Here is a 12,734-nt window from a genome sequence, read left to right as displayed (position 1 = left end):
TACTGTCATTGGCGATCATTTTTAAGCCCATTACGGCAGCAATGAACGATACGATCAGGACATTGTGTAAGTGTTTCTTGTGTGCTTAAAAAAGCCATTCGAGTTAATCGAATGGCTTCAAGTTAATCGAATGGCTTCAAGTTTATGAAATATTACACTTTCTAAAGAGTATTATTTATTTTTTAACTGCTAATTGCTTACGTCTTGATGCGATCAGCGGTAAAGTTGTTAACAATATCCAATACATTGAACCACCTGATGCAGCTTCGGGTGCAGCTTCGGGTGCAGCTTCTGGTGCAGTTTTTGGTGCAGCTTCTGGCGTTAGCGTACAACTACCATCATCTTGATTTGCACTGACATCATAATTAGTCGCCGATACATTGGTACAGCCCAATTCAATATCATCTGAATTTACTGTTAACATGAAGCTTGTTGATACCATGTCGTTAGTAAAAATGTTGTCAGTTATAGTAACTGTTACTTCAGTTTCACCATACCAATTAGCTGAAGGTGTAATATTAATTGATGAGCCTGAGGTATGATCAATTATTTCAGCCGTAATATTATCACCAGTCACACTAATAGTATTAGCAGAAATACCACCATCTGCATCAGCATAATTTACGGTTATCCCTTCAAGAGTAGAGTTTTCATCGATGCTTTGGTCTGCAATTTCAACGATACTTATACTTGATGCAACACTCACACTTAACGCTGCATTTGCGTTCGAAATACCTTCAACTGTCCCTGAAAGATTAATCATTTGAGTAGACGCAATACCTGCGCCAGTCACTTTGGCTTTGAAGTTAACAATAATACTTGTTGATTCAGGACCAACCGTATCATAACAAACCACTAAATCATCTTTGACTACTTCATCAAGGTTATTAAACGCAACAGATACTCCAGTATGGCCATTTAAAGGCTCGAAACCCGCACGAGGACCGTTATAGCCACGTACCCCAATAGAACCTGCACCATCTTGTGTACCAAAGTCGATGCTGTCATAAGCCATCACAATTTCATATTCACCTTTAATATAAGAGGTATTGCTACGCATGAACATTTGATGATTATAACTGTCGTCACGAGCATCAAAGGTAGTATTCCAGTTTATGTCGTAACCTTTATCGTAGGTTTTTGCATTATCCCATTCAATTAGTACATAATCTCCTAGATACGCCAAGGTTACCCCTGAAGTTCCTTCTAGTTTTGCTAAAGTAGTATTTTGATTCCAGTTTATATCTTGGCTAGCATTCCAGAAAGATGCAAATAGATAATCGGGAGGTGTTGTATAGCCTGTTGTTGGTAATTCAAGATGAATATTCTGTGGAAAGTTATCCCAAGGGTTATAGTTACCAATATCTAACTGGATCCAACCTCTCGAACTTAAGACCATTTGATTAGTTTTAAAATACGCAGCATTATCAAACGGTGTCATGCTATTGTTGGTGTCTGTCATTACAGGCATAATCAATTCATGCACCCAGTTACCCCAACCCCATTCATTCACTTCATAGAAAGAGCCCCAAGAAGGTGTTAACCCATAATCGCTTAAATTAACATATTTACCTTCAGTTTCAGGCAAATACTCTGCCCAAGGTGTATGACACATACTATCGGTTTCATTTGTTGTTACTGTATAATTGGTTGCCCAGTCAGCAGAATTAACTTGTGAAGCGTTCAAGGTAAAACCATTATCTTTCATGGTTAATCCTTCAACTACATTCATTGAACCCGGCACAATGGTTAAGCCTGAAGTCAACTCAGCAACCAAGTCAACAGTACGGTCAACACCTGATTTATTGGCTTGCACTATTACACTCATATCAACAATATCGCCCAATAACGCATTAGTTTGTGATGACATAATAGATACAGTGTTAGCACCACGTTCTATTTTCAATGGAATGAACGTTAATGAACCTTCAGCATTATCTCCTGCTTGTATGGCAATAGCAGAATGATAGGTACTGTTTTCAGTCAAGGCTTTGTCCCAAGTAATTGTCATGTCAGAAACAAGTTCATTATCAGCAGATTGGGTAAATTCAAAACTGAATGCAGAACTAACGTCTTTTGAAACTACACCATAAGCTACACTAATGGTGTCAATTGACTCCCATGGATATAAAACACCATTGGTTACAATAATGGTATAATCACCTGCTTCTGGGTTTTCGATTGAACAGAACTCACCTTCAGTAGTTTGCGGTAACAATGAACCACATACGGCTTCGGTATAATGCAGTCTTCCATCACCGTTAAAGTCTTTAACAATATAGATATCGGCATTGATGTATGAATTCGTCCCTAATTCATTATCGCTGGTGGTATCAAGAATTGCCCCCAATTCTGCACGGAAAATAGCTGAGTTTTCAGGAACGGTGACTGAAATCGTTTTAATGAAATCATGAGCAACTATACCTAATTCTTCATCGTCAACAATGTTAAAGTAACCAGTTTCTTCAGTAAATAGTGATACACCAAATCCCTGACGAGGTACCTCTAATACTGCTTGGGTTAATTCTACTGGAGCATAAGCTACCGCGTTAATTACGGAACTCGGCACACCAAAAGGTACATTCGAAATAAAGGTGCTGGCGTTGTCATCAGTTGCGGTAATGTTAACCGTATTAGGTAATGTTTTACCTGTATATAATGAAGAATATGGCCAAATTGACATTGGTGTTGATTCATTGTCAGAGATAAATTGAATCTCACCTTGATCAGCATGAATAGTGCCATCAAACCAAGCCATATCCACTTCACTAAAGTTACTGGTAATGGTTAAAGTTACACTTTCACCTGCTTTTAAGGCAAAGGTGCTGGGTATAACATTCATCTTGGCTGACGGGTCTAACGTCCAATCGTATGTCATGTGATTTTGCTGTAATTTTTCAACATTCACAGACCAAGTTCCGTCTTGTGTTGCTTTAACCGTTCGGGTCCAGCTACATTGTCTTCCGCAATCACGGTTGATTAATTGTGGTAAGTTTAAATCTCGAACACGACCACCATTATTTGGGTTGGCACGGCGGAAATTCTCTCCTGTTTCCTCCATAACTAAACCTGAATCTATAGCACGGGCAACGTTCACTAAACCATGACCCGCACGATAAGGGCCGGCAACAACAACTTCATCGTAAATAGGATGTTGCATTTTGATGGCTTTAGAGTCAGCAGACATTTGTAAAGCTGATTGAACTTCTGATGCTGTCCAGTTTGGATGTGCCTGACGTACTAAAGTCATTACACCCGCAATATGAGGACTTGCCATTGAAGTACCGCTAATGCGGTTCCAGTCTCTTGTATCTGAAAACTCATTAAATGGATTTTCTTCTGTCCACGCCGCAAAAATATCAACACCGGGTGCTGCTATGCCAGGCGAAAATAATTCATCGACAGTAGAAGAAGGCCCACGTGATGAGAATACCGCTAACCAGTCAGCGTCGTCTTCATTAACTTCGCGAGAAGCTTCAGACGCAGTAATTGTTCCGGTTAAACCTACACCAGAAGCTAACCAAGGTTTTAGCGCTTTAATGCGCCAACTAGCACCTTCCCATTGGGTATTAGTAATATGAATACCAGGAATAGCGTAAGGGTCATTATGTATATCTTCATCATCTTCAGCAGACGTGTTATAAAGTACAAATGCACCGCCACCACCGGCTTGAACATTAATTGCTTTTTCGAAACGTGCAATATCACCACGTTCACAAACAACAATTTGATCTGCTGTAAAAGTATCAGCTGGAAATGGTGTATTACAACGTGCATCACCAAAATCAGCGCCAAGAACAAACTCACCCGTAAATGAACCTGAAATACCCGTACCGTCAAGCTGTAAAGGTATTAAGTTAGTATCACCACCAGCAAAGCCATTTAGCGCCTTACCGTCAATTTTTATTGAACGTGCATGCGTAGTAGCCGCAACGTTTAATACCCAAGGTGACGTATGGTCAACGGTATAGGTAGAGTCTGTTCCTCTAGATGCACCTGAGTTACCTGCAGAGAGTGCTACCGCAACACCTGCTTCACGGGCAGATAAAAACGCCATTTCAAATGCATCATCCCACGGAAAGCCTTCACCACCACCAATAGACATATTAATAACATCGACGCCATCTTTTATCGCTTGTTCAACTGCAAACAGCATGGCTTCACCACTACAGCCGCCAGCTGGCATACAAACCTGATAGGCAATAATGTTAGCGCGAGGTGCAACTCCTGATACTTTTGGCATTTTCACGCCAATAGGCGAACCATGCCCTGGATTTTCAGCCGTACCGCCATATGACGGTAATAGGTCATCAACTTCATATTGAACATTACCGGCCACCGTACTAGCAACATGCGAGCCGTGACCATTCCAGTCTTCACCAAATTCGGGCATTAACCGCACCGGATCAGTCCAGTCATTTTCGGGAATATCAAAGAAGGTGTCTGTTACACTTTCGTGTGTATAAACCCCGATTAACTTGTCATTACAACGGTTAGCAAATTCTTCGGTGGCACACCCTCCTAGATAATTACCAGCGCCTAATGGGTTAGTATGAACATAGCCATCGCCGTCAACAGGGGCGAAAGAAGGATGTTGAGTATTAATACCCGTGTCAATAATGCCGACTAACATTCCTTCGCCCTTATAACTACCACCTTCTGTGGTCGCTGTGCCTTCCCACACACCGGTTGCGCCAATATGTTCAGGGCCGATATCAGTATGGAGTTCATAGTTAAGTGAACGTTGCACATAAGCGACTTCAGACATCTCAGCTAATTTCAATGCTTGTTGTTGGGTTAATTCAACAGTAATCGCATTAACCGCCGTGGTAAATCGACGACGAACATCAAGTCTTACTCCTTTAGCATTGGCGTTATCAACAAAACGATCTTGCTTAGCCAGCAAATGTTTTTGATAAGCATCAACTGCGGCTTGTGTATTTCCTACTGCTTTTGATCCAGAAAAAAGTTTTACATTATGATTATTACTAGGCTTGGTCGCTTGTAACCCCGGAATATTTCCTTCATAAGTTGCTATTGGCTTGTCGTTTAGACGAACAATGTAGGTATGACTGCCTGTTAAGTCTTTTTCTATTTTTATTTTATCGTTAACAGATTTCGGTGTGAATTGTATATTGTTCAACGCACCTGTTCGTAATGGCGAAAGAAACTTATTTACGCTAGTATTTACTGCAGCTTCTTTTTGTATATTGTACAACTTCATTAAGTCAATGGCTTGTGGCTTAACACCACTTGTATGCACATTAGCAGCGATGCCAGAGGCAGATAATGCCGTTGCAACCGCTACTATGGTTGTTTTCATTTTCATGGGTTTACTCCAAAATTAGTATCAACTGATTAAAAATCAGACCGTTCGATACTAGACGGGGTAAAGTCAAAACGCTGGTAGTTTCGTGTGCTAACTTGTTGGAGAGTAAATGTGTAAATGTGTGAATTTGTACCCGGGGGTGTTTTGAGACATGATAAATCGGTAGTATAGAATTTAGTGTTTTAATGTAACATTCTGTTGCTATATATGAGGTAGTTTGAATACGTGTTTCAAAAACAAGTGATTTTTATTGTCCTGTTATTTATTTCTTCTTTCTCCGAAGATACGTATGCTTGTGAAAGCAATTGTGTGTTCGAAAATACTTGGGCTGTTGGTCTGGGTATTGGTTTAGGAAACTATTCAAATCCTCTTCACGATGGCAAAGATAGAAGTCTTAGTGCATTGCCTTCTTTTTATTATTACGGAGAAAAATTATACATAGAAAATACTGAAATTGGCTATGTACTTGAAGAAAATAATAACTGGCTGATTTCTTTAAAAGGTAAGTTTAATAATGACGGGCTTTATTTTAATGAATCTGCTTTTGATAGTTTAATAATTTCAGGATTACTAGGCCCCGGAAATTTTGGTGAACCAGATAAAGTGTCAGTAAATGAAGTTGACCGTGATTATTCTTATTTAGCGGGTTTAAGTAGTAAATATTTTTTAAACGACAATATTCGTTTTTCATTAGCTGCTTATCACGACGTAACGGGTGTACATGATGGGTACTCTATTACGGGAGGGACTGATTTTATTTGGTTTAGAGATAGTTGGAGTTTTCAGGCTGGTGTAGCTATCGAATTTTTTGATTCAGACCTTAATAATTATTACTATGGTTTACGAGAAGAAGACGGTACAAGTTATCTCGAAGTCAAGTTAGGTTCTAATAGTAATATTTCAGCGTCAGCACATTTTGCTTATCGGCTAAATGAGAACTTTTCGATTATTGCTAGCTACAGTTATCAAAAATTAGGTTCAGCCATGACAATTAGTCCCTTAGTTGAAGACCACCACGCCACCATATTTTTTATTGGTATTAGTGGGCAATACGGGTCTGATTAATATGAACTCATGCTGCTTGCTTATTATCACTTCTTTACTTTGTACAATATGCGAAAAGCAAGCACAGGCCTCAGATGTTACTTTATCGATCAGTCCTGAAAGTTGTGTAGCTGAAAAAGGTTGGTGCAAAGCAAAGTTAGAAATTAATTGGCAGCTCAGTAAAGCGAAAGCAGTTTGTGTAAAAATAGAAGGGCAAGCGGTAAAAAGATGTTTTGATAAACAGCTGAACAATTCAACCGTGATCCAAATTAATGTTAAACGTCCGATAAAAATACAATTATTAACGGCAGCTAATAACCGAGTATTGGCAAGCTCAACCTTGAATGTACTTATAAAAGAGTATCAAAAACGCAGTCGGCAAAGACATGCCTGGAGTGTTATTCAATGAATGCTCATCAACACATTGTTATAATAGAAGATGACATTATGCTTGCTGATTTAACCCAGAGTTTTTTACAGCAACATAATTATCTAGTAACCGTTTACAATACGGCTAATGCATTTTTATCTCAGGCAGATTATAACAAAATTGATATTATAGTCTGTGATATTAATATGCCAGAAATGAATGGCTTTGAGTTATGTAAAAGGGTAAGAGATAACTACAGCGGACCATTTATTTTTCTTACGGCTAGAAAGGATGATGTTGATCAAATACAAGGGTTAGAATTAGGCGCCGATGACTATATAAACAAACCTGTAAAACCACCATTATTACTTGCTAGGATCAGAGCCTCGATAAAAACTAAAGAGCGGCTTATTAATAAAACACCATCAAAATGCATCGAATTAACCAACCTCATTATTGACAAAGATGCACGCTTACTAGAAGTTAATAATCAACCGGTGACTCTCACTTCTGACGATTTAGATTTATTGTGGTTTTTAATTTTTAATAAGGATAAAACTTTAAGTCGAGATGATTTGTTTATGGAGATGATGGGAAGAACTTACGACGGACAAGACAGAGTTATTGATAGTAGAATAAGCCGTCTACGTAAAAAATTTAATAATTTGAAAGATAATCCTTATGAGATAAAAACGGTGTGGCGTTTAGGTTATGTATTTTCAGCTAGAACAATAAATAACGAATGAAACGTCAATTTATTCGCTTATTTTTACTTATCCTAATTAGCTTAGTGGCTATTGCATGGTTTACTGACGTTTTCATTGCTCAATCGGAAGAAGCACCTGCTTCAATCAACATAACGACTTTAAAAAGTATTATTCGAGTACAACAAAATAATTCGTTGAATTTATCTAAGAGCAAAGTTATTTCAATACACCAGCTAGCTTGGCCCGAGTCATTAAAAGAAAAAATTTCACAAGGTAAGATTGTATCTTTGAGTGATATCGAAGGTGATGTATTTTATTATTGGCAAATAACCAATTCACCGAAAAAAGTAGTGCAAGTAGTGCAATTAGGGCCTTTTAGCAGAGAAAAAGTTGAAGCAAGCTCATACTTAACCTTAACCTTAATATTTTATGGTGTGTTTGGTTTGTGTTTATTTGTTTGGTTGTGGCCAATTTTTAAAGATGTGATTCAACTTATCGATTTAACCGATGCATTTTCAAAGAAACGAGACAAAATACAAAGTAAAGTTAAAGCAACGTCTGTGATGTATCCGCTTGCTGAGAGTGTTGAAAGTATGTCTCGACAAATTGTTCGTTTTTTATCATTACAACGCTTTTTAGCTAGTTCAGTTTCGCATGATATTAGAACACCACTTTCAAGAATTGTTTTTTTGTTGGCGATGACTGATGCGAAAAATTTAGATGAATACAAAATTAAAATTGAAAATGAGCTAGATGAAATTGACCATTTAACGGATGATTTCATTGAACTGGCTCGTATAGAAGAACGTCATCACCAACTAAAGTTAGTTGTTACAGATATTAATGTTTGGCTAGGCCCTTTAATAGAAAAAATTCAATCTAGTTCAAAGGTCACCATAAAGTTAACGTCAGAAAGGGAGTGCTTCCTTAAGCATGATGAGAGGTTTCTTAAACGCGCTATTCAGAATCTATTAGTCAATGCTGTTAAATATGCTGAAACTAAGGTATTAGTAACCGTCGAAGTTAATTGTAACCAGTTGGAAATTCGGGTTGAAGATGATGGTATGGGTATAAAACCAGAAGAGAAAGAACGTATAACAGGATTATATGAAAGGGGGAAATCTGCGAACAATGTTGGCAGTGGTTATGGTATTGGTTTAGCTTTTGTTAATGTAATAACTGAATGGCATGGTGGGCATGTATTTATCAGTCAATCTACGCCATTAAATGGCGCTAGCATCTCAGTGTTTTTACCTAAAGGCTAGCTTGTCGCTTTTAATCTTAACGAAATCATATAAAAGCTTAGCAAACAGTTCAACTATACAGAGTTAATGGTTGGCTTAACCCTAAAGCGTTTACCTACTTTTCTTGGTCTCTACTCTAAATCGCTTTATAAATATTCAGAATTATAATGTGTTGGAGAAAGTTAACAATGGCTTTGATTTTTCAATCTATCCGCCCAAAATCAGTGAAAGTATGAATGTCTGACCTCAATATAATATTTTATAATAAGGTCAAACATTAAACTTTTATTTTGGGTTAGCTGCTCACCGCAGATGAATTTCCTCAACTTGCTCAAACATTTTTTTAGTTGAAGATGATACCTCACCCGTAGCTTTACTAACGACGATAATCGCGATGGTACATAGAATAAAGCCGGGGACTAATTCATAAATAATGGCGCTTAATGGCTGTCCATTGATTGTGAGAGGCGCATAAATCCAAATTAATACCGTGACAGCGCCAGTGATCATACCGGCAAGTGCGCCATTTCGATTCATTTTTTTCCAAAATAGGCTTAATACAACAACCGGTCCAAAAGCCGATCCGAACCCAGCCCATGCATTGCTTACCAAATCTAAAATTGTACTATTACGATCATAAGCCAAATAAATAGAGACTAATGCAACTAACAGTACCGATATTCTACCCACCATGACTAAACGTTGTTCACTTGCTTCTTTGTCTAAAAACGTTTGATAAAAATCGCCGGTTAATGAACTTGATGTAACCAATAATTGAGATGAGATAGTACTCATTATTGCGGCAAGAATTGCGGCTAATAAAAAGCCAGAAATTAAAGGGCTAAATAAAACTTGCGATAACAATATAAAAATTGTTTCAGGATCTTCTAGTGTAACACCTGTATTTTTAACATAGACAATACCTGAAAATCCTGTAGCCATAGCGCCACATATAGCGACAATCATCCAGGTCATACCGATACGACGTGCTGTAGGTAGATCTTTTACTGAACGAATAGCCATGAACCGAACAATAATATGTGGCTGACCGAAATATCCTAATCCCCAAGACATTGCAGAAATTATACCTATGATACCGATACCACTAAACATGTTCAGTAAATCTGGATTTATTGCTTGAATACTATGATGCATAGTTGAAAAACCGCCGACATCATTAATCACAACGACAGGTACCAAAACTAAGGCAATGAACATAATACAACCCTGCACAAAGTCGGTTAAGCTTACCGCTAGAAAACCACCAAATAAAGTGTAGGCAACAACAACACCCGCCGTAACATACAACCCTAGCTCGTAACTTAAGCCGAATGAACTTTCAAATAATTTTCCACCAGCGACTATGCCTGAAGAGGTATAAAGGGTAAAAAAAACAATGATCACAATAGAAGAAACTAATCTCAGTGCTCTAGATTTATCTTCGAAGCGATTTTCAAAAAAATCAGGCAGTGTAATTGAATCATTAGCAAGTTCTGTATAGGTACGTAAACGAGGAGCAACGATAAGATAATTTAAAAATGAACCTATCACTAAACCTATCGCAATCCACAGGCTACTAATACCCGTAACATACATTGCACCAGGAAGCCCCATCAGCATCCAACCACTCATATCTGAAGCACCAGCTGATAAAGCAGTAACTGATGGGCTTAAGCTTCGACCTCCCAACATATAGCCAGAAATATCATTAGTTGTTTTGCGGTAGGCATATATGCCGATACCGATCATTGCACAAAAATAAAGCCCTAAAGATAAAAGAGTTTCGAATTCCAAAATAATTCCCACCGTTATAGTTTTTAATTATGTTAATAAATTTATTCATCAATACCGATAAAGAGTTTATGTAGTGGTTAATCCATAAATTTTATTACAAAAAGTATCTTCATAACTTTTTATGCCTATGCACATGGTTCAGGATTGTCATCCCCGTAGTGTCTTAATCGGGTATACAGTCTCTAAAGAGTAATGGATCAGGACAATATGCGTCCTGGATTGTCTAATAAGTAGCATCCATGCTACGTTCCGATCAGTGACTTCGAAGATGACGTTTACAATGATGGCCTGAGTTAACTACATAGCCATGTAACTTTTTATGTAATAAAGACGACGTTTTTCAAGGTCGCTATCAGCTAATATTCATGAGATTTTTAACGTGTTGAATATCAAGGATGTTGTTTGTTTTTAATACGATTAGCGGTAAAGGTGTTATTATGGCGATTTAATCGATAAATCTTTATGGATTTAGCGGTAAACAAACTCTTTAGTGGTAGTGCCTTTTATTGGATATATTTAATGCCCAAAAACAAGCAGTCGAATAGTAGAATTTTTGAAGCTTTTCAATCATGTAGAGATGGTTTGGTACGCTCTATTATGAAGATGAGTGTACAACCGCAAGATGTTGATGATATTTTGCAGGAAACTTTTATCAGAGTTTTACGCTCTGATGCTCAACGACAAATTGAATCCCCCAAAGGTTACTTGTTTGTTGTTTCAAGAAATTTGGTTCTAAAAAAATTAATGCAACAATCAAAAAATATACATACTGAAATTGATGAGGCCTTAATAGAAAATGACGATGATAATACTATTGAAAAAGAGCTACATCAAAAACTTAAGTTTGAGCGTTTTATTGAAGTATTGAATTCATTACCTGAACAAAATCGCCGCGCAATTCTCCTAAGAAAATTATATTGTTTAAGTCATAAAGAAATAGCAAATAAAATGAATATATCAGTAAGTTCCGTTGAAAAGTATATTGCAAAAGGCTTAAAGCAATGCAAACAGTCACTTTGTGCTCAAGGATATGAAGTTAATGAACTTAAGCTTCCGAGACCGCTAAATCAATCAAGCGAGGAGTGTAAATAATGAATACAAGTAATAAAGTAATTCCACTTCATACGAAAAGTTCGATTGATGACCAAGCGTCTATTTGGTTAGTAAGGCTAGATAATGGTAATTTATCTGCACAATTAAAAAAAGAATTAAGGATCTGGTTGTCAGCAGATAAAAGACATCAGGTAGCATTAAAAGCGATGGCCGATATCTGGAATGATATGGATGAAGTACTCTCGATGATTAATGATGAGAATGCGTCGGAAAATGTATCTATATGGCCAATATTAACCCCTATTTTTAAGCCTTTTTTGTTGGCTGCAAGTATCAGTTTTCTAAGTGTTTTTATTTGGTTAGCGATTCCTTTTGATGTAGAAAAAAATTCATATGTAACCTCAATAGGGCAGCAGATGGACGCTACATTTGATGATGGGTCAATTATACACTTAAATACTAATAGTCATATTGAGACAGAATTTTCGGATGAAAAGCGAATAATTAAATTAATAAAAGGTGAGGCTTTATTTGAAGTTGCCCATGATCCGCAACGACCGTTTATTGTTTATGTTGGTGATCGTCTTGTTCAAGCGATAGGTACCAAGTTTGTTGTCCATTTAAAATCCGACAATATTCAAGTCACCGTTACTGATGGTAAAGTTAGAATGTCAAAAGTAGCACTTAATACTAATTTAAGTGATATTCAACAATTAAATAGTACGACAATTCAAGAAGGTGATGTCTTTATTGCTAAGGGTGAAAAAGTTATCGCGGTAAATAATAAAGCACCCGAATTAACGCACTTCAAACCCGAGAATATAAAACGTGAACTTTCTTGGCTTGATGGAAAATTAATTTTTGATAATGAAAAGTTGTATGATGTTATTGAAGAGATTAATCGGTATGTTGACATAGAAATTGTGTTAAAAGATCCTTCACTGCACAATTTAAGAATCAGCGGACGCTTTGATCTAGGAGACAGTGAAGCGTTAATTGAAGCAATAGAACTTTCTTTTAATATTAAGTCCGAACGGATTGATTCAAAAAGAATATTACTGACTAAAAAAATTATAATTTAAGAAATAAGTAAAAACCTTTACGGTTTTTCATGTTACCTAACTCTTTAACGTAGGTTGCTATTATTTACGTAAATAATAGCAACTAAATATAAATACAATAATTATAAAATT

General features: G+C 37.1%; 8 protein-coding genes. 6 read left to right on the top strand and 2 right to left on the bottom strand.

From position 1 onward, the window contains the following. Window positions 1-175 precede the first annotated feature (175 nt). The gene (locus CXF71_RS21380; protein ID WP_232771571.1) at window positions 176-5,329 is read right to left on the bottom strand and encodes a S8 family serine peptidase; all 5,154 of its coding nucleotides are present in this window, start codon (window positions 5,327-5,329) and stop codon (window positions 176-178) included. A gap of 225 nt (window positions 5,330-5,554) precedes the next feature. Here CXF71_RS21380 and CXF71_RS21375 point away from each other — a divergent pair, with 225 nt between their 5' ends. The 4 genes from CXF71_RS21375 to CXF71_RS21360 are packed head-to-tail and all read left to right on the top strand — an operon-like array spanning window position 5,555 to window position 8,715. Further along, on the top strand, window positions 5,555-6,394 hold the full coding sequence (locus CXF71_RS21375) for a MipA/OmpV family protein (protein WP_101234920.1): 840 nt from the start codon (window positions 5,555-5,557) through the stop codon (window positions 6,392-6,394). Window position 6,395: 1 nt separating this feature from the next. Further along, window positions 6,396-6,782, top strand: coding sequence for a DUF3019 domain-containing protein (locus tag CXF71_RS21370; protein ID WP_101234919.1), 387 nt, complete (start codon window positions 6,396-6,398; stop codon window positions 6,780-6,782). Further along, a complete protein-coding gene (locus CXF71_RS21365) occupies window positions 6,779-7,489 on the top strand; it encodes a response regulator transcription factor (RefSeq protein ID WP_101234918.1) in 711 nt (236 codons plus the stop codon). Before CXF71_RS21370 ends, CXF71_RS21365 begins: the two co-directional genes overlap by 4 nt. Then, complete coding sequence (locus tag CXF71_RS21360) at window positions 7,486-8,715, top strand: sensor histidine kinase (RefSeq protein ID WP_101234917.1); 1,230 nt, start codon at window positions 7,486-7,488, stop codon at window positions 8,713-8,715. Before CXF71_RS21365 ends, CXF71_RS21360 begins: the two co-directional genes overlap by 4 nt. A 282-nt stretch (window positions 8,716-8,997) precedes the next feature. Here CXF71_RS21360 and putP read toward each other — a convergent pair whose 3' ends face one another. Further along, window positions 8,998-10,443, bottom strand: coding sequence for a sodium/proline symporter PutP (gene putP, locus CXF71_RS21355; RefSeq protein ID WP_442871946.1), 1,446 nt, complete (start codon window positions 10,441-10,443; stop codon window positions 8,998-9,000). Window positions 10,444-10,950: 507 nt separating this feature from the next. On the opposite strand from putP, the gene CXF71_RS21350 reads away from it, so the two are divergent. After that, a complete protein-coding gene (locus CXF71_RS21350; protein WP_101234915.1) occupies window positions 10,951-11,580 on the top strand; it encodes an RNA polymerase sigma factor in 630 nt (209 codons plus the stop codon). After that, on the top strand, window positions 11,580-12,623 hold the full coding sequence (locus CXF71_RS21345) for a FecR family protein (protein ID WP_101234914.1): 1,044 nt from the start codon (window positions 11,580-11,582) through the stop codon (window positions 12,621-12,623). Before CXF71_RS21350 ends, CXF71_RS21345 begins: the two co-directional genes overlap by 1 nt. The last annotated feature ends 111 nt before the right edge of the window (window positions 12,624-12,734 follow it).

The sequence above is a fragment of the Colwellia sp. 12G3 genome (assembly GCF_002836775.1).
GTDB lineage: Bacteria > Pseudomonadota > Gammaproteobacteria > Enterobacterales > Alteromonadaceae > Colwellia.
This window is presented reverse-complemented; position numbering and strand designations above follow the sequence as displayed.